The organism is Rhodospirillaceae bacterium, from assembly GCA_040219235.1.
Classification (GTDB): domain Bacteria; phylum Pseudomonadota; class Alphaproteobacteria; order Rhodospirillales; family Rhodospirillaceae; genus WLXB01.
Map to the genome: position 1 here is coordinate 634115 of JAVJSV010000012.1, position 17655 is coordinate 651769.

Here is a 17655-nt window from a genome sequence, read left to right on the forward strand (position 1 = left end):
CTTGTGCTTAGCCAGCCTTCATTTTTGCTTCTTCGCTCGTTCCTTCAAAAGGCTCCAGTTTGCCGCCCATTTCCATGCAGCTGCCTTCTGCAACCAGTTTCCATTCGCCACCATCAAAGCTGACAGTGGACTGACCAGCGCAAGAGTGCGTGCCGGCTGCGTTTGCGCAGCCGTTTTCACCGGCTTTGGCAACGCCGTAGCATTTTTCTTTGCCAGCAGCAGACGCTGTTGACGGAACGGTCATGGCGGCCATTGAAACGGCGCCGGCGACAGCGGCTGCGAGAGAGAACGTGGTGAGCTTGTTAGACATTAAGTGTACTCCGTGTGTGGTGCCGCAAGAGCGGCGAAATAGGGGTCTTACGTTGCGTTGACCTCTAAAGACCAATCAACACACTCATCATAGGGCTGCTAATGGGATACGCCAGTCACACACGCGTGAAGCGCCTTCACAGAAAGGTGAGGATTACGGTGCGCCGCCGAAGGGCTCATGAACCATATGATTTTATGTGATGTCCAGGGTCAGGCCAAAGTCTTTGCCCATCCCGTCTAAGTAGAAGGCCATCAATCCCGCAATTCCGTTCATCGCAACAATCGGCGACTCGTAAGCCCACACAGCATTCTCTGCCACTTTGTCTTCGGACACTAAAGACCAGTAGCAGGCATCTCCTTTGTAAGGGCAGTGGGTGGCATGATCTGTGCGGATCAACAGGTTGGTTCGAACATCTTCTTTGGGAATGTAATACACAGGGTCATGTTTGCGCTCGTGCAATGCGATTGCATGATCGCTTTCTGCAATGACCGCTCCGTTCCAAAGAATGCGAATGACCCCATCATGCGGGTGCAGGGTAATCGTATGCTCTGGGTTCAGTTCATAGGCTGCGAAGCGCGCGCGTTGCGCAGCAGCATTACTCTGCCATCGTTGTTCCAAGCTGACGTTATTCGCCATATCATTCCTCCACGCGCTGCAGTGCCTAACCGTACCTGAGTTAAGGTCATAATGTCTTGGTCCGTAATCGTGTTGCAGTGGAAAAATAAAGATTGGCGCGTTAGAAGTTAAGTGACGTCAGAGCACAACATGAAGTGAATTCATTATGCCGAAACGACTCAGATTGGTTGTCTATAGTGTATTGCTGACGCTCGCCTTGTATATGTATTACGTGTCAGGCCAGCGCCCCGAGCAACCGGTAACAGGTGGTTCGACAGCCGTTATAACCGCTCCTGTTAATGATCCGTTTCCGCGCTACGGCAGTTTAGATGTGCGCCGAGATGCTTTGACACAGCGCTTTGAGAACACGCCGTTTAACCTAACGTTCGATTTTGTTCCATTAGAGGATGGCCGGTCGCGTGTGATCGGTCGTTCAGAGGATGGCAAAACCACTCTTGAGTTGATCGGGCGTCCTGAAGCCGTTACGTCAGCCAACTTGATGGCGGCACTTCCCGAGAACAATCCTCTTGTCCGGTTGCGCAATCTGAATGCAATTTCTGCCCTTGTTGAAACCTCACTGACCGATTGGCCGGGTGCGTCCACCTGGGTCAGTGAGAATATTGATCTCGCGTTTTCGGGGTCCGGAGTAAGTCAGCGATTAGGCGAAAAAGTTGTGATGATGAAACGGACACCCAGAACAGAGACCCTGGTTGTGACGATCACAGGGCCGAAGTTGTAGGCGTCACGTTTTACCCAGCAGAGACTTTAGGCTTTATCCAAAAACGTAATAATATGTTCGGCCTTGGTACGAACACCGTCTTTACTGCGCTCAGCGGGCAAAATCATTTGTTCAGAGTTAGGCACTAAAGCTGCGGCCTCTTCCACGCCGGCTTTCAAGGGGTCGTCTTCAGACGCCGCACATAACGTTGGGTGAGGGATCAGCGGAAGACGTTCCCGGTCAGGGTGCCGAAAGGCAGCGCGATAGCCTTTGTGATAGGTGGTCAGTCCTTTGAGCACTTCTAAAACAACGCGCTGTATGGCCTCAGGGGACGGCATGGACTCTTCATTTCGACGGAACGCGGGCGTCCGCCGGAAATACGGAAAATGCAGAACCTGATCGCGCACGAAGTTCCACGCCCAAATCAGGTGTTGCCCAAATTCATCGGGATGCATTTCTGGGGCGTAATGGGCCAGAAAATCTTCTTTATCAGCTGGCGAGAACATCCCGATCCCGTCGAACACCATTTTACGCACCCGGTCCGGGTAATGAATCGCCAACTCACAGGCAATATGCGCGCCAGTGTGGCTGCCATACACATCACAGGTTTCGAGGTGCAAAGCGTCCATAATACGCACCACGTTTTCAGCATAGTCTTCGGCGTTCGGAATGTCTTGTGTGGGGGCAGGGGAATCGCCAAAGCCCAGCGTGTCGGGCGCAATCACACGCCGCGTTTCACCGAGGACTTCCATCATCGGGACCAAAGTCATCGAAGACGCGGGCGAGGCATGAATCATGTAGAGCGGCACGGCTGTTGCCGCGGTATCGTTGCCGCAGGTCCGGTAATGCACTTGACCTTCTGCAATTCTGACAAAGGCACGATCAACGATAACAGACATGGTGTTCTCCCAGCACGCACACGCAGACCGAATGTGACCTCAAGTGACGGGTCGTTGAATCGACAGGGTGCTTAATCGTGCGTCCATTGAATTATTAAGCAAGACCAAAAGGCACGCGTGCAACAACGTTCATTGGCTCTTGGCGGCTTTCTTGCGCCAGGACGGTTAATTCACGAATGATGCAATGCTGCGTAATGGCTGGTTTCGCCAATTGGGCAACTGTTGCTGTGATTTTTTCCCGTTCCTCATCGTCTTCAATACGATCTGTCAGTGGCACAAAGAACTGGAACTCTTCCATCACATAAGGATAGCCCCAGTGCTTCAGCATGCGCCGTTGGTAGACTGTTAACTTATCGTTGCGGTAGCGGTTATCCATGTTGATCGGCAACGGACGCCGATAACCTTCGAACACCCGCACACATTCTGATGCTAAACTGACCAGCTCGCGCGAGGGGACGGTGGTCCCGAGGGCGACAAACTTTCCAATGATATTGATTTCTAACTGAGGGATGTCGACCGGTCTAAGGTTCTTGGCAAACAGGTGTACCGTATCCATGAACCCGTTGAAAGAGGCCACGGTGTTGAGCTGGAATGGCGGTTTAAGCGTGCCGTGCAAGCCATCCGAGCGGCGCCAATGGGTTAACTTTTTTAAACGCTCTGGCGTAATGCCGGGCACTTCAGGCTGTTCAAAGGTCTCGGACGACTCAATATCGCGCCCTAGCCAAGTTCTGCCGAAATCTGCGAGGGCACTGCCATTTTCTGGGACATAGCTTAAAGCATAACGTGCGGGCATTCGGTATTTCCAAGCATAGAGGGTGTCGACAGATTAACCTGAACTGTTGAGAGTGGAACCCTTAAAGCGCTTTTTTACAGGCTTGAAGGGCAATAAATCATGGTTTCTTGACCCAATATTGAGCGCTTTCCGGAACAGACCATTGATGTGATGATGTGACAAACTTGTTGCAAAGGTTGATTTGACCAGATCATTTCTGCGTGTAGATAAGTAAACTCATTATGTAAGGTTTCGCCGGACTCGCTATGTCCTCAAACACGTCTCCCCCTATAGTGACAGAAGTTCTGTCGCCAACGCCAACTGATAATCGTGATCTCCAGAAGCGGTTAGCAGATTTTCCAACCTTACCCGACGCCCTCGACTACGCGGCTCAGGGTGAAACCGGTTTCAATTTCTATTCGTCTAAAGGCGTCTTAACTGATGTTCTGACGTTTGCATATCTCAGAGCGCGGGCGCGCGTCGGGGCAAACTGTCTTGTCGGCGGTGGTGTGAAACCCGGAGATCGTGTGGCACTGCTGGCTGAGACAGCCCCTGGGTTTCTCACTGCCTTTTTTGCTTGCCAGTACGCGGGCGCGATTCCCGTTCCCATGCCCACGCCGGTCGCGTTTGGACGGCGTGATGCTTACGTCAGCCAGATCGCCAATCAGATCACGTCCTCGGGCGCCGTCATGGTGATCGGCCCGAGAGATTATTTGCCCTTGGTGACGGAAGCGACAGCAGGGCTTGACCTCCTCATGGCTGGCACGGTCGATGACTTGATGGCTCTGCCACAGGGTCAAGGCGCTGCACCCGGCGGGGCGCAGGATCTGTGTTATCTTCAATACAGTTCTGGCAGTACACGTTTCCCCAAAGGGGTTGCGGTCACGCATCATAATTTGATGGTCAATTGCGCAGCGATGAATGTCGCGGTTGGCAATGCACCCGGTGAGCGCGCTGTGTCTTGGCTACCGTTCTATCATGACATGGGTCTTGTGGGGTTCATGCTTGGCTGTCTCACAGCGCAGACCACGGTTGACTATCTGCCCACTGAAGACTTTGCCCGTCGGCCTTTAACCTGGCTGCGCATTATCAGTGAGAATAAGGGCACCATGTCCTACGGTCCCAGTTTTGGGTACGAGCTATGCAGTCGTAGGTTTGCTTCTGCCAGCGCCAGCGCACCTGATCTTGATTTGTCCAGCTGGCGCGTTGCTGGCATCGGGGGCGAGATGATCAAGCCGCAGGTCATGCGGGCGTTCGCTGATGTGTTTCGCCCTTGCGGATTTTCTGATCTTTCGTTCAATGCCTCTTATGGGCTGGCGGAATGTGTGCTTGGCGTCAGTTTCAGCACGCCTCAGACGGGTATGCGGTTGGATCATATTTCCAAGCAGGAACTGGGTGATAACCATCGTGCTGTGCCGGTGCCCGATGATGGCACGGGGGTTGGCCGTACCTTTGTGGCTTGCGGTTTGGTGATCCAAGGCCACACCGTTGAAATTCGCGATGAGGCAGACAACGCCCTGGCAGAACGCGAGGTTGGCCGTGTGTTTTTCTCCGGCGAGAGCGTCATGCAGGGCTATTACGGTGACCCTGAAGCGACGGCGGCGAGTATTCACGAGGGGTGGCTCGATACCGGCGATCTTGGATACTTCATTGGCAACGAATTGGTCATCGTTGGGCGCTCCAAAGATATGATGATCGTCAATGGGCGTAACTATTGGCCGCAAGACATTGAATGGACGGTCGAACGCATGGAGGGCATGCGCTCCGGTGATGCAGCGGCGTTCACGCTTGAAAATGACGATGGCAGCGAGACGCCAACGCTGCTGGTACAGTGCCGACCATCTGCGGAAGAGGTTCGCATTGCTCTGGCGGCGGAGATTAAGGCGCGGGTGCAAGATCAAGTTGGCTTGGCTTGTGATGTGATTCTTGTGCCGCCACGGACTCTTCCCAAAACCTCTTCCGGTAAACTTGCACGTGGCAAGGCTAAAGCAAACTTTCTCAAGGGTGAAATTCAACCGCTTGCAGATGGCGCGTAGCGTCTGCGTGTCCGAATGACCACTCCTCTTACCATAGCCGTGACTGGTGCGACGGGGTTTCTAGGTCAGCATCTTCTCCGCCATCTCAGTGCAACAGGGCATATTGTCAGAGCTTTGACCCGGCGAGCCAAGCCGGGGGATGCTGATGCGAACCTGACTTGGATTAAGGGTGACCTTGAAAACGCTGAGGCGCTGAAAAACTTACTCACCGATGTTGATGTGGTTGTGCACGCTGCGGGTGCGATCAAAGCGCTGAACCGGGAAACGTTTTTCAAAATCAATCGCGAGGGCACCCGCGCGGTGTTGGCGGCGGCAAAAGCGGCAGGTGTACCAAAGTGCGTTCTGGTGTCGTCTCTCGCAGCCCGCGCGCCTGATCTGTCTTCTTATGCTGCCAGCAAGCGTGGTGCGGAACGCGTGGCTGAGGACTACGCGAATAACCTAGAGGTTGTGATCCTGCGGCCACCGGCCATTTATGGGCCGGGTGATGACGAGACCGTCAGGTTGTTTCAAATGGCGGTAAACGGGTTTGTTTTGGCACCGGCGTCCAAGGCGTCCCGGGCCTCGTTAATTCATGTGGGCGATGTAGCAACGGCCATTCTTGTCTGCTGCGAGCAGACGCAATCTCAGCTTATTTTGGAAATTGATGATGGCACGCCGGGCGGTCATACTTGGCATGATCTCGCTTTGGCTGCGGGTCTGGCGACCGGGCGCTCGGTCAAAATCGTTCATCTACCGGGTATTTTTGTGTGGATAATGGGTTTTTTGGGCACGCTTAAAGCTGCAATTACTAGGTCCCCCGCGATGTTAACCCTATCAAAAGCGCCCGAACTGCTCCATCAGGACTGGGTTGTGACCGAGTCAGGGCCTCACGGATGGCATCCCAAATGGACGCTGGAAGCTGGCTTTAAGGACGCAATCGATTGGTATCACTCACAAAATGTTTTGAAACGTTACTTTTAAAGTTACTTGTCACGGTTCTGTCATCCCACTTAAAAGTATACGTTGGACTGAAATGGGATGCGGGACTCAGGGCGTCGCCTAATCCCCAAATGCTAGAGGACTAATGAAATGTCGGCTGAACCTAGCGACGGCGCGTCGCAAGACGTGCGAGCTTCGGTTCTGAAGGTTTTACAACCTTTTAACAAAACCGGCGTAACGCTTAAGGATGGGACTCGATTTACGGAAGACCTGAATTTCGATTCCCTGTTGGTCATGGAGTTCATTGCAGCTCTTGAGGATGAACTTGATATATCGGTGCCATTGAACGTGCTTCCGGATATCGAGACGGTGGGGCAATTGGTCGTCGCGACCGAACAGATTGTTAGGGAAGAACATGGCTGATTTGTTTGATCGATTTGCGCCGCTTCTGGCGCGCCGCGAGGCGCTGGTGGGTGACGGCGGTCATGATCCGTTTCAGGTCCAGATGGACGAAATTCTGTCCCAGACCGAAGCCATGATTGGTGGCCGCCATACGATTTTAGCCGGCACCAACAATTACCTTGGTCTGACGTTTGCCCCTGAAGCGTTGCAAGCTGCGCATGATGCTTTGGATGCGGCAGGCACTGGCACCACCGGCAGTCGTGTCGCCAATGGCACCTACAGCGGTCATAAGGAACTTGAGCAAACCCTGTGCTCATTCCTGGGTAAAGCCCACGCCATCGTGTTCTCCACGGGGTATCTTGCCAACCTGAGCATCTTGTCCACCTTGGTCGGCCCGGAAGATTACATCCTCATGGATGCCGATTGCCACGCCAGCATTTACGATGGTGTGCGCATGGGGCAGGCTCAAATTATCCGCTTTAAGCACAATGATGCGGCTGATCTGGATAAGCGTTTGGCGCGCCTGTCCAAGAAACCGGGCAATAAACTCATCGTGGTTGAGGGCATTTATTCAATGCTCGGCGATAAAGCGCCTTTAAAAGAAATTGTCGACGTTAAAAAGAAATACGAAGACACCTACGTGTTGAGTGATGAAGCCCATTCTCTCGGTGTGCTCGGTCGGTATGGCCGTGGCTTGCCGGAAGAGTTAGGTGTTGAAGATGATGTCGATTTTATCGTCGGCACCTTCTCCAAGAGTGTTGGCACTGTTGGCGGCTTCTGTGTTTCCAATCATCCGCAGTTCGACCTTCTGCGTCTCGCCTGCCGCCCGTATATTTTCACTGCGTCTTTGCCGCCCTCCGTGGTGGCTTCGGCGCGCGTCGCTTTAGGCTTGGTCGAGAATGGTGGTGCCTTGCGCAAGCGCTTGATGCGCAATGCCGAGCGGTTGCACACCGGTCTTGCAGCCCTTGGCTTTACACTTGGCGGTGAACTCAGCCCCGTGGTTGCCGTGGTCGCCCCTGATGTTGAAACCGGTGTTGCCTTCTGGCGCGGCCTGATCGATGGTGGCGTCTACGTGAACCTCGCATTGCCACCGGCCACGCCGCACAATTACACGCTGTTGCGCTGCAGTCTGAGTGCAGTGCATACGCTTGAGCAGGTTGATCGCATCATCGAAGTGTTTGCCGGTGTGGCGGCTGAGCTCGGTGTCTTGCCTCCTCAGGCCAAACAGAAGGCTGCGATCGGTTAACGCGCTGGGTTATGTCGCTCGCCTAACTGCATCGGCTTAATTTAAGCCGCCCTGCTGTTTTGTTTGCAGCAGTAACCTTAGTCCTGTACGCACCGGTGTGGCCCGTTCGCGGTCGGTGAGCTCTATTTTGACTCCCGAATGCCGTTCTATTTTCCATACCGCGTAGTCCAAGCCGCCTTTAAATGTGAAAGCGGCTTTGATCAGACGTGCGGCGTTCAAAAAGCGTCCCCACCAGCGCCGCAAGCGCCAGTCCCAAGGCCAACCCCAAGGCCAACCCCAATGCATGTGAGGTGAGGCTTGGCGTTCTGCTGCAGCATCAATGTTTAGATCGCGCAAGGCGGCCTGGCCGATTTTGATGAACCGGGCCTTTTGCAGATCAACAAGCTCGTTGGCTTTTGAGGGTGGCTCCGGGCGCAGTTCGGATTTATAGGTCGCGCGGAACGCTGTGATCCATAGATCCTCAACCTCAAACGGCCCACCCATCAGGGGAACGGTTTTGCTCAAGAGTGTTCTCACCGCGCGGGCCAGGGCTTTTTCAACTGCCGTGCGTGCGCCTGCGGTGGCGGCGTAAACAAGGCCCGCCGGTTGCGCAAACCTTGCCCACAGCGCCGGAGCAAACGTTGTTTCTGAGGTGCCTCGGACGAAGGCTCCAAGGGTCATGACGGCCACTTTCGCGCGCACCACCCGGCCCTCAAAATCACATTCATGGTAATAGACGTTGGGCGGCAGAATTGTTCCGAAGGTGGCGCTGACCGCGCTGTTTAAGGCGGGCCGTAAAGCCTCAACCAACACATAAAAGTCGAGCATGAGGTCTTTGTCGGTGCCCAGTCGCAGGCACGATCCGTAAAACACAACAGCCTGTACGCCGCTTCCGTAAGTTTGTTTGAGGTGCTCAACCATTGCAGCCGCTGCCGGAAAGGGTGTGATTTTGCTTTCTTCCGCAATGAGGCTGTCGAGGGAGGATGTGGTCATTTTTCTACTATCTTCCTACCATCGCACGAAGGTCAGGGCTTGGCTGCTGTCCAGCCGGATCGGTGTGTCAGTATCCGTCTCGTAGATCTCGCCATCCAAGGTGTACGTCCCATCAAAAGAGAATGACACAGACTGTGTGCGGCGCACCGTCCGGTGCTTGGTCGCCTTAAATCTCCGCCGTAACAGTCCGGCAAAGGTCGAGAGCACAGGAATCGCCCCTGGGCGCAAACTGATATAGTTCATCGGGCCCCCGCCTCCGGAAGGGTGTGCACGCATGCCCAGCAGCATTTTATCCATGGTCGTGGCCATCACCACAAAGAAACGACCGTCTTCTGACCATCCTCCGTCTTCCGTGGTCACCCGCACCGTCCCACCCTGTGGCCCGGACCTCAGGGCCCGCCAAAGTAATAGGCACACAGCGGCGCTGTGAGAGAGCGTATTGGGCCACCCCAGAGGATAAATCTTGCGGCGGCAGTACAAAATACCGTCGACCACGTCTGCGCCGCCAAAAAACGCACCATGCTTTGGTGGGGCAGAGCCATGATACAGCGTCAGAATCGCTTGCGTATGCTGGGTACGCGGCAATGTGCCCTCGCCGCAATGCACCAATAACGCGGCCAAAGCCTCTCGCCGATCCCCCGTTAAACTCCAGGCCGCCGCAGTCATGTTGGTTTTGCCCGAGGGCAGCAGGGCGAGCGCGGGTAACGTGGTGTATGGTCCGTCATTTAACAGGCCGGAAAACACCAAACCAGCGGTGCCATCGCCGCCATCAATCGCTAACGTCTCAATGCCTGCCGTGGCGCAGTCTCTAAGGATGACGGGGATGTCCGCAACCTGATCGATCACATAGTGACGCACCCAGGTATGACCCGCGATGATATCCAGCAGCCAGGCGCCGTCAGCCTTATTCTGGGTGCTGAGATGATTGCTGATGATGGCGAGGCGGGGGGTGGTCAAAGCAGCGGAGCCTTAAAATTGGAGGAGGTCTCGAACCCATACATAATGTTTCAAAAGCTTTGATTTGACGATATTGCATCCTGCCGCCATGTTGCCGTTGCTTGAAGATTCCCTACGAAAAACCGGAAACAACCGGTTACGGGCAATTTTCTGGCGCTGACTCAGGGACCTGAAGGGCAAAGGCCGTCTGTAAGGACGGTCATAACGACCATGTTCAAAGCGCTCGACATTTATCTCCTACGGCAGATTATGCCAACCCTGCTTGTAACATTGCTGATCGCGGCGGTGATTCTGCTGCTCGAGCGCATGCTGCGGCTCTTGGATATTGCTGTTGGTAATGGCGTATCGACCCTGGTTGTTTTCCAGATGTTGTTTAACCTGATTCCCCATTACATCGGTTTGGCCTTGCCAGCGGCCCTGTTTTTGGGTGTGCTTCTCGCCTTTCGCAAGTTGTCGTCACAATCTGAACTGGATGCCATTCAATCCTCGGGGATTGGGTTGAGCCGTTTTATCCGCCCCGCCGTCATTCTTGGCCTGTTCATGATGATCTTTAATTTGATTCTGGTGGGGTATTTGCAGCCGTTCAGCCGTTACGCCTATCGCGCGCTTCTGTTCAATGTCACCAGCGGTGTGCTGGAATCCGGCATTGGCGAAGGCGTCTTTATGGACCTGCCCAATGGCTACACCTTACGTGTCGAACAATCCCGTGGCGCTGGGCGCGAGTTGTACGGTGTGTTTGCCCACCAGCAAAAAGACGATGGCACCATCGTTACGTTAACGGCCAAGCGGGGCCGGTTGGTGTCAGGCGGTCCAGATAACCCAACCAGCCTTAGATTGTTTCAGGGCAACCGGTCTGAGTGGTCTCCGGGGGCGAGTTCGGCCAATACCGTCAGCTTTGATGCCTTTGACTGGCCGCTCAACCTTGATCAACTGATACGCTTTCGCATGCGTGGAGGTGATGAACGCGAGTTAACAATTGACGAGTTGTTGCGTGGCTACGTCAAAAACATGTCGGTCGATGAAAATGGGGTGAGGCTTGTCGCGGCCAATCCGGAGATCTATCCGGAGGACCGTGTGCCGCCCGCTGCCGCTGCCGCTGAACTGCATGGCCGTATTGTCTTCTCGTTATCGATTTTATTTTTACCGATGCTGGCGGCCCCGCTTGGCATCATGACTCACCGTGCCAGTAAATCCTTTGGTCTGGTCATCGGCTTGTTGACGCTGGTGGTCTACCATAAGATTCTTGAGTTTAGCGAAGCCTATGCGACGGTGGGCGGCGTCGCGCCTGGGCCAGCGCTGTGGGTGCCCTTTGCCATATTTATTGCCGGCACATCCTATTTATTTCTCAAAACAGAAGCGGTCGCAGGGGCAACGCCCATGCAGCGAATGGAAGACCGGTGGTCTGGACTGATCATCAGTATCATGCGTCTGTTTCGTAGAAGCCGCAGCTAGTAAGCTTATCCTATGATTCTTTCTTGGTATTTGACGAAAGCGTATTTGACGCGTTTCTTTGCCTTGCTGTTTGGCTTGGTCGTGTTCTTGCAAATGCTCGACCTGCTGGCCAACGCAGACGCGGTGCTGGAAGGTGGCGGGCAGCCGGTCAGCGCCCTTGGCCGCTATATCATCTTGCGCGTGCCGTCGATCATCGAAACAGTCGCGCCTTTGGCGGCGTTGCTGGGCGGGCTCACAGCCTTGGTTGTGCTGGCCCGCAACAGTGAAATTATTGCCATGCGGGCGGCTGGCCGGTCGGTGTTGAGTTTGGTCGGTGGTCTGGTCGCTGTTGGCATGATCTTGGCGCTTGTGTTGTTCGTGTTCTCCGACCGTGTGGTTGTGCGCTTTAACGCCCAACTTGAAGACTGGAAAAGCACCGGCTATCAACCCGGTGGCGAAATCATAGATGGCAGTGAAACCTGGGTGATTGAAGGAAAGACCATCATCCGCGTCGGGCATGTGTTGAATAACGGGTCTGTACTCAACGACATCAGGTTGTTTCGTCAAAATGAAACCGACGCCGTGACCGATATTATCAATATTCGCCTCGCCATATGGGAAGAACAGGGCTGGACTTTTTTTGGCACGGCGCGCGTTGGCGGGGATTCCGTTGCCACGCCTCTGCCTAAACCGGCTTGGGAGACCAAACTCACTCCGGATGATTTCAATAAATTGGCAAACCCGCCCAGTGAACTGACGTTTGATGAACTCGAACATTATGTGCGCGAGTTGGCGCTCGGAACGCGACCGGAATACTATTATGATACCTGGTTGCAGCGTAAATTGGCCGGTCCGGCTGTGCTCGCCTTGATGCCGCTTCTGGCCGCCATCGCCGCTTTTGCTCATCACCGCCAGGGCAGTGCGATCATGGTGATTGTCTATGGCATCTCACTTGGGTTTGTCTTTATCGTGACCGACAATCTCTTGTTGGCCATGGGTCAATTCGGGGCTTTGCCGCCCATTGTGGCGGCCTGGTTGCCTTTGGCGCTGTTTGGCACCATAGGCTTATGGATTGTGGTAAACTTAGAAAATAAAGGCGCATAACGTCTCTTTGCGCTAACGCGAAAAACAAAAGAAGGGTTGAGACTGTGAAAATCGGATTCTGGTCGGATCGAGAGTACCACTTAGATCGCATGAACCTGAGTCAGCTCGCGGCAGCTTATTTTCAGTACTACGCCATTGCTGCGTATTTTGCGTTTGCCGCCTTAACCGCCAGCTACGCGGCTTGGGCCTGGGCGAATGGTCTGGCGTCATTCACGGGTCTGGCCGCTTCTGTTTTGGCAACCGTTCTGATCTATCCGCTGGTTTGGTACGTTCTGCATCGCTGGGTGCTACATTCTAAGTGGATGTGGAAAAGCAAACTCACCGCCCCGGTGTGGAAGCGCATCCATTACGATCACCATTCTGATCCCAATAACCTCAAAGTCCTGTTCGGGGCGTTGTACACCACCCTTCCTACTGTCGCGCTCGCCACCGTGCCGGTTGGCTATGCCCTGGCCGGCTGGCCCGGGGCCGCCGCTGCGTTATGTGCGGGCGTTCTGCAAACCTGTTTTTATGAATTCATCCACTGCATTCAGCATTTGGGCTATGTGCCCCAATGGGCCTGGGTTAAGCGCATGAAGAAGCTTCACATGGCGCATCACTTCCACAATGAAAACGGCAATTACGGCATCACCAATTACATGTGGGACCGTATTTTGGGCACCATGTACGAGAAAATCAAAATGCGTCCCAGGTCGGCCACCGTGTTCAATCTCGGCTACGACGAGGACGTCGCGAAGACTTACCCCTACGTTGCAGAGATGACCGACGGCTGGCCGCATACGGCAAACCCAGTGCATCGCCAGCGGGAAGCGCTTGAGGAGTCTGATGGGTCTGTCGACGATGGCAAGCTCGCCCCTTCGGCGTAGCCCGCGCTTTTCTTCGCTATGACGACGCCTGCCATCACTGTTCGCCCGGTTACCAGCAAAGCCGACCGTGAGACGTTTATCGCGCTCCCGGCGGCGTTTTTGGAAGACGACCCCGCATGGGTGCCCCCGCTCAAGATGATGGTGCGTGACCAGCTCAACCCCAAAAAAAATCCCTGGTTCAGTCACGGCGAGGCCCAGCTGTTTCTGGCCGAACGCAACGGCGCGCCCATTGGCCGCATCTCGGCACAGGTGGATCGCAGCCACCTGGAACGCCATGGCGATGACGTTGGTTTGTTTGGCTTCTTCGATTGCGTCGATGAACAGCCGGTGGCCGACGCCTTGTTCGAAGCCGCAGGCGCGTGGCTCAAAGAACGCGGTGTGAAACACATACGCGGGCCGTTCAGCCTCAACATTAACGAAGAGTCCGGCTTGCTGATCGAGGGCTTTGAGAGCCGCCCCCGCATGATGATGGGACACGCTAGGCCCTATTATCAAACTCTGGTCGAAGGTGCTGGTTTTGCGGGCGTGCGCGATTTGCTGGCCTATCTCACACCTATGGATCCAGCGGTGCCGCTGAAGCATGTGAAAATTTTGCAGCGCTCGATTGATCGCAATCCCGGTCTTTCGTTACGTCATCTTGACCCCAAAAATTACGACGCCGATATTCGTATTCTGGTCGATCTGTTCAATGCCGCCTGGGCCGAAAACTGGGGCTTTGTCCCCATGACGGAAGCCGACGCCCAGCACATGGCGAAAGAACTCAAGCCCATCTTGATTCCCGAATTGGTGTGGTTTGCCTTTTACGAAGGTCAACCGGCGGCCATGGCGGTCGCGCTGCCCGACCTGAACGAAATGATCGCCGACCTCGGGGGCAACCTGTGGCCAACCGGCTGGATGAAACTGGCCCGGCGCATTCTCACCCGGCGCAGCTGGTCGTCCGGCACACGGGTGCCGCTGATGGGCGTCGCGCCGCGCTTTAAACAAAAGTCTTTGGGTTCGGTTCTGGCGTTGATGGTCATTGGTGCTATTCGCACCGAATCGCTCAAGCTCAATCTCCCGGTCTGCGAAATGAGCTGGATCTTGGAAGACAACACCCCCACCCGCCATTCCATCGAAACCATTGGCGGACGGGTCTATAAAACCTACCGCGTCTACGAAAAAGCACTTTAGGCCTTATCTGGTCCAATCTGTCGACGGGGCTGGACTCGTCCCTTAATTGTCCATACAAATCTAGCCACCATGGAAGATGTCTGGATTCCCTTGTTGATTCGCATGGCGGTCACCGCAGCGGTTGTGGTCACGGCCACGCTTGCGGCCGAGCGCGCCGGGCCGTTTTATGGCTCGTTGATTGGCGCGTTTCCCACCTCGGCTGGCCCCGCTTATGTGATGCTGGCCATGAAAGAAAGCGATGCCTTCGTTGCTGCCAGCGCGGTCGCCAGTATGTCCAGCATGGCGGCCATCGCGCCCTTTGTCGCTGTCATGGTCTGGTTGGCGCCGCGCACCAATGTGGTGACCACGGTCGGCAGTGGCGTGCTGGTCTGGGTGCTGTTCGCCTTGCCCATCAGTCAGGTGGGGTGGACGCCGTGGACAGCCCTGGCGCTGAACCTGGTGATGTACCCCGCGTGTTTCTGGATCACCCGCAACATGGGCAAAGCGCCCGACAATCCAAAGCGTGCCCCGGGCACTTGGTATGATGTGCCGTTGCGCGCCTTGCTCATCGGCTTGTTTGTGGCGATGGTGGTGACCGGCTCAAACCTCATCGGCCCGGTGGTGACCGGCTTAGCGGCGGTGTTCCCCATTGTCTTCCTCAGTCTGACAGTCATCCTGCATCTGAGGTTGGGTGGCGCTGCTGCTGCCGCGACCATGCACAGCGCCATGCGCGTTGTCTCAGGTATGGTCTTGTCGTTGATGATTTTGCACTACGGCGTGGTCTGGTGGGGCGAGGCCATCGGCCTCAGCCTGTCGTTGCTCGCCTCAATCCTGTGGGCGCTGTTTATGATCATGTTGAACAAACGGCGTATGGCTGTGCTGGCGGCGGCGGCCTAAAAACTCAGCACAGTTTCCGGCGGCTGAAATGCCTTCACCGGCGGGGCATCGCCTTCAAACTTTTCGATCTGCACCAAACAGGTTTGCGCGCTGGTGCCTTGAGCGATGGTTGACGTGCCGTGGTCGTGGGTCAGCACATTGGGGTTGCCGTGCACGCAGGTGGCGCCAATTTTGCCCGGGGTGTCGGGGTCATACCAGGCGCCCGTTGCCAGCTGCACGACGCCCGCGCGCACATCCGGCGTAATCACCGCGCCCGCCAGACATGCCCCCCGGTCGTTAAACAGGCGCACGATATCGCCGTCCTCAATACCCCACGCTGCCGCATCGTCAGGGTTGATCCAGACCGGCTCACGGCCCTGCACTTTGGAGGCTTGGGAGTATCCACCGTTGTCGTATTGGCTGTGCAGGCGGGTCGCCGGTTGGTTGGATATCAGATGCAGTGGATAGGTTTTGGCTGTCGCGCCGCCCAGCCATTCGCTGGGTTCATGCCACACCGCGTGGCCCGGCTGATCCGGTTCATTCCAGCCGGCGATGGTCTCAGAAAATAATTCCAACTTGCCCGAGGGTGTGTTGAGTTTGTGCGTTTCTGGGTCTGCCCGGAAATCTTCAAACAGTGTGCGCTCGTCCCGCGACGGCCATTCCAACATGCCGGGTGCCGCTGCATTGGTTTTACCATTCCAAAACGTCTCGAAGTCCGGTGTGTTGAGGCCCTGGTCTGCTGCCCGCTGGCAGGTGGTTTCATACAGCCACTTCACCCACTCCATCTCAGTGCGGTTTTCCGTAAAGGCTTCGGCAACGCCCAACCGTTCGGCCAGACCTTTGAAAATATCGTGATCCGAGCGCGCGTGCCCAAACGGTTCAGCCGCTTTGTGCATGGCCATAATCTGCAGCGACAAGCCCGACGCCGTCACATCGTTGCGCTCCAGGGTGGTCGTCACTGGCAACACGATGTCCGCATGCCGCGCCAGGGGGTTCCACCAGGCTTCGTTGACAATAATGGTCTCGGGCTGCTGCCAGGCGTGCACCATCCGATTAAGATTTTGGTGATGATGGAACGGATTGCCGCCACACCAATACACCAGCCGGATGTCCGGGTAGGTCAGCGTCTGGCCGTTAAAGCGCACGGTGCCAGCCGGGTTCAACAGCAGGTCGGAAATTCGTGACACCGGAATATAGGTGCCGATGGGGTTTTCCCCCTTTGGCAAATGCGTGGGAGCCACCGGAGTCCCCGGTCCGCCGATGCCCGCCGCGCCCGCATAGGCAAAGCCGAAACCGCCTCCGGGCAAGCCGACTTGTCCCAACAGGGCCGCCAGCGTGATTGCCATCCAATAGGTTTGTTCGCCATGATCAGCGCGTTGGAGCGACCAACTGACCGTGACCAGCGTTCGCTTCTGATGCATCAGGCGCGCCAGGTCTTTGATCGTCTCGGCGCCGAGGCCTGAAATCGCTGCGGCCCATTCTGCCGTTTTGGCAACGCCGTCTGCCTGCCCCAGAATGTAAGCGATGGCTTTTTCGCCGCCCACGCAATAGCTGTCGAGGAACTTTTGATCGTGCAGGTTTTCCGCAATCAACGTGTGGGCCAGGCCCAGCATCACGGCCACGTCAGAACCCGGATGCGGGCTCAGCCAGGTCGCGTCTAAAAAATCCACCACATCGCTGCGGATCGGGCTGACGTTGACCACTTCAACACCGGCTTCTTTGCAACGCTGCAACGCCTCTTTGGCAATATGCCGACCGGTGCCGCCACCATGTACTTGTGAATTCTTCAGCGCCAGTCCGCCAAAGGCGACCACCAGTTCTGTATGATCGGCGATGGTGCCCCAGGTGGTGTTGGCATTGTAGCACACGGCCATCCAGTCGCCCGCAATATGCGGCACAATCACCTCCGCCGCACCCGAGGAATAGGTGCCCACCGAATAGGTGTTGCCGCCAAACAGATTCAAAAACCGTCGCATCTGACTTTGGGCATGGTGGAATCGTCCCGCCGACGCCCAGCCGTACGAGCCCGCATAAATCGCTTCATTGCCGAAGCTCTCTTTCACCCGAGTCAGTTCGTTTGCGACAATGTCCAGCGCCTCATCCCAGGGCAGAGCGACAAAGGGCTCAGCTCCGCGTCCGGTGACGTTTTTCTGAGGCCCGCCGTTTTTCAAGCGCTTCAGCCAGCCTTTGCGCACCATCGGCTGGGCGATTCGCACCGCGTCGTGTTGGGCTTCAGGCATCCCCGGTCCAATGGGCGAGGGGTCCGGGTCGCTGGCCACCGGGGTCAGGGCGGTCACTTTGCCGCCGTCCACGGTGGCCGTATAGGCGCCCCAATGGGTTGCGGTCGGCAGGTATTTCACATCATCAGGCATACACTCCTTATA

At 55.8% G+C, this 17655-nt stretch carries 17 protein-coding genes; 10 read left to right on the plus strand and 7 right to left on the minus strand.

Annotated features, from left to right (window positions below):
* Positions 1-7 precede the first annotated feature (7 nt).
* On the minus strand, positions 8-310 hold the full coding sequence (locus RIC29_13175) for a DUF2282 domain-containing protein (protein ID MEQ8735871.1): 303 nt from the start codon (positions 308-310) through the stop codon (positions 8-10).
* 192 nt (positions 311-502) lie between these two features.
* Positions 503-946, minus strand: coding sequence for a DUF427 domain-containing protein (locus RIC29_13180; GenBank protein MEQ8735872.1), 444 nt, complete (start codon positions 944-946; stop codon positions 503-505).
* A gap of 145 nt (positions 947-1091) precedes the next feature.
* Between RIC29_13180 and RIC29_13185 the strand changes: the two genes are divergently transcribed.
* On the plus strand, positions 1092-1664 hold the full coding sequence (locus RIC29_13185) for a hypothetical protein (GenBank protein MEQ8735873.1): 573 nt from the start codon (positions 1092-1094) through the stop codon (positions 1662-1664).
* Between the two features lie 26 nt (positions 1665-1690).
* Here the strand turns inward: RIC29_13185 and RIC29_13190 are convergent, their stop codons facing one another.
* The gene (locus RIC29_13190; protein ID MEQ8735874.1) at positions 1691-2542 is read right to left on the minus strand and encodes an alpha/beta hydrolase; all 852 of its coding nucleotides are present in this window, start codon (positions 2540-2542) and stop codon (positions 1691-1693) included.
* Positions 2543-2636: 94 nt separating this feature from the next.
* The gene (locus RIC29_13195) at positions 2637-3335 is read right to left on the minus strand and encodes a DUF1045 domain-containing protein (protein ID MEQ8735875.1); all 699 of its coding nucleotides are present in this window, start codon (positions 3333-3335) and stop codon (positions 2637-2639) included.
* Positions 3336-3580: 245 nt separating this feature from the next.
* On the opposite strand from RIC29_13195, the gene RIC29_13200 reads away from it, so the two are divergent.
* From RIC29_13200 to RIC29_13215, 4 genes are all read left to right on the plus strand, one after another.
* Positions 3581-5350 carry a fatty acyl-AMP ligase gene (locus tag RIC29_13200; GenBank protein MEQ8735876.1) on the plus strand — a complete coding sequence of 590 codons (1770 nt, stop codon included), beginning with the start codon at positions 3581-3583 and terminating at the stop codon, positions 5348-5350.
* 15 nt (positions 5351-5365) lie between these two features.
* On the plus strand, positions 5366-6310 hold the full coding sequence (locus tag RIC29_13205) for an SDR family NAD(P)-dependent oxidoreductase (protein MEQ8735877.1): 945 nt from the start codon (positions 5366-5368) through the stop codon (positions 6308-6310).
* Between the two features lie 108 nt (positions 6311-6418).
* Positions 6419-6691: a phosphopantetheine-binding protein gene (locus RIC29_13210; protein MEQ8735878.1), complete on the plus strand. Its 273-nt coding sequence runs from the start codon at positions 6419-6421 to the stop codon at positions 6689-6691.
* A complete protein-coding gene (locus RIC29_13215; GenBank protein ID MEQ8735879.1) occupies positions 6684-7916 on the plus strand; it encodes an aminotransferase class I/II-fold pyridoxal phosphate-dependent enzyme in 1233 nt (410 codons plus the stop codon). The genes RIC29_13210 and RIC29_13215 overlap by 8 nt, the downstream gene beginning before the upstream one ends.
* Positions 7917-7952: 36 nt before the next feature.
* Here the strand turns inward: RIC29_13215 and RIC29_13220 are convergent, their stop codons facing one another.
* Complete coding sequence (locus RIC29_13220) at positions 7953-8888, minus strand: hypothetical protein (GenBank protein ID MEQ8735880.1); 936 nt, start codon at positions 8886-8888, stop codon at positions 7953-7955.
* A 15-nt stretch (positions 8889-8903) separates the two neighbouring features.
* The gene (locus RIC29_13225; GenBank protein ID MEQ8735881.1) at positions 8904-9845 is read right to left on the minus strand and encodes a diacylglycerol kinase family protein; all 942 of its coding nucleotides are present in this window, start codon (positions 9843-9845) and stop codon (positions 8904-8906) included.
* A 210-nt stretch (positions 9846-10055) separates the two neighbouring features.
* Here RIC29_13225 and lptF point away from each other — a divergent pair, with 210 nt between their 5' ends.
* The 5 genes from lptF (at position 10056) to RIC29_13250 (ending at position 15292) form a co-directional block, all read left to right on the plus strand.
* Positions 10056-11297 (plus strand): LPS export ABC transporter permease LptF, encoded by a 1242-nt coding sequence (lptF, locus tag RIC29_13230; GenBank protein ID MEQ8735882.1) that lies wholly within the window; start codon positions 10056-10058, stop codon positions 11295-11297.
* Positions 11298-11309: 12 nt separating this feature from the next.
* The gene (gene lptG, locus RIC29_13235) at positions 11310-12380 is read left to right on the plus strand and encodes an LPS export ABC transporter permease LptG (GenBank protein MEQ8735883.1); all 1071 of its coding nucleotides are present in this window, start codon (positions 11310-11312) and stop codon (positions 12378-12380) included.
* A gap of 44 nt (positions 12381-12424) precedes the next feature.
* On the plus strand, positions 12425-13246 hold the full coding sequence (locus RIC29_13240; protein ID MEQ8735884.1) for a sterol desaturase family protein: 822 nt from the start codon (positions 12425-12427) through the stop codon (positions 13244-13246).
* Positions 13247-13264: 18 nt separating this feature from the next.
* Positions 13265-14416, plus strand: coding sequence for a dATP pyrophosphohydrolase (locus tag RIC29_13245; GenBank protein ID MEQ8735885.1), 1152 nt, complete (start codon positions 13265-13267; stop codon positions 14414-14416).
* A 69-nt stretch (positions 14417-14485) separates the two neighbouring features.
* Complete coding sequence (locus RIC29_13250) at positions 14486-15292, plus strand: hypothetical protein (protein ID MEQ8735886.1); 807 nt, start codon at positions 14486-14488, stop codon at positions 15290-15292.
* Here the strand turns inward: RIC29_13250 and RIC29_13255 are convergent.
* Positions 15289-17643 carry a molybdopterin-dependent oxidoreductase gene (locus RIC29_13255; protein MEQ8735887.1) on the minus strand — a complete coding sequence of 785 codons (2355 nt, stop codon included), beginning with the start codon at positions 17641-17643 and terminating at the stop codon, positions 15289-15291. The genes RIC29_13250 and RIC29_13255 overlap by 4 nt on opposite strands.
* Positions 17644-17655: the final 12 nt, after the last annotated feature.

What these genes read in the sequence shown, in the direction of transcription:
- RIC29_13175 (MEQ8735871.1), bottom strand. Translation starts at nt 310, where the DNA reads ATGTCTAACAAGCTCACCACGTTCTCTCTCGCAGCCGCTGTCGCCGGC.
- RIC29_13180 (MEQ8735872.1), bottom strand. Translation starts at nt 946, where the DNA reads ATGGCGAATAACGTCAGCTTGGAACAACGATGGCAGAGTAATGCTGCT.
- RIC29_13185 (MEQ8735873.1), top strand. Translation starts at nt 1,092, where the DNA reads ATGCCGAAACGACTCAGATTGGTTGTCTATAGTGTATTGCTGACGCTC.
- RIC29_13190 (MEQ8735874.1), bottom strand. Translation starts at nt 2,542, where the DNA reads ATGTCTGTTATCGTTGATCGTGCCTTTGTCAGAATTGCAGAAGGTCAA.
- RIC29_13195 (MEQ8735875.1), bottom strand. Translation starts at nt 3,335, where the DNA reads ATGCCCGCACGTTATGCTTTAAGCTATGTCCCAGAAAATGGCAGTGCC.
- RIC29_13200 (MEQ8735876.1), top strand. Translation starts at nt 3,581, where the DNA reads ATGTCCTCAAACACGTCTCCCCCTATAGTGACAGAAGTTCTGTCGCCA.
- RIC29_13205 (MEQ8735877.1), top strand. Translation starts at nt 5,366, where the DNA reads ATGACCACTCCTCTTACCATAGCCGTGACTGGTGCGACGGGGTTTCTA.
- RIC29_13210 (MEQ8735878.1), top strand. Translation starts at nt 6,419, where the DNA reads ATGTCGGCTGAACCTAGCGACGGCGCGTCGCAAGACGTGCGAGCTTCG.
- RIC29_13215 (MEQ8735879.1), top strand. Translation starts at nt 6,684, where the DNA reads ATGGCTGATTTGTTTGATCGATTTGCGCCGCTTCTGGCGCGCCGCGAG.
- RIC29_13220 (MEQ8735880.1), bottom strand. Translation starts at nt 8,888, where the DNA reads ATGACCACATCCTCCCTCGACAGCCTCATTGCGGAAGAAAGCAAAATC.
- lptF (MEQ8735882.1), top strand. Translation starts at nt 10,056, where the DNA reads ATGTTCAAAGCGCTCGACATTTATCTCCTACGGCAGATTATGCCAACC.
- lptG (MEQ8735883.1), top strand. Translation starts at nt 11,310, where the DNA reads ATGATTCTTTCTTGGTATTTGACGAAAGCGTATTTGACGCGTTTCTTT.
- RIC29_13245 (MEQ8735885.1), top strand. Translation starts at nt 13,265, where the DNA reads ATGACGACGCCTGCCATCACTGTTCGCCCGGTTACCAGCAAAGCCGAC.
- RIC29_13250 (MEQ8735886.1), top strand. Translation starts at nt 14,486, where the DNA reads ATGGAAGATGTCTGGATTCCCTTGTTGATTCGCATGGCGGTCACCGCA.
- RIC29_13255 (MEQ8735887.1), bottom strand. Translation starts at nt 17,643, where the DNA reads ATGCCTGATGATGTGAAATACCTGCCGACCGCAACCCATTGGGGCGCC.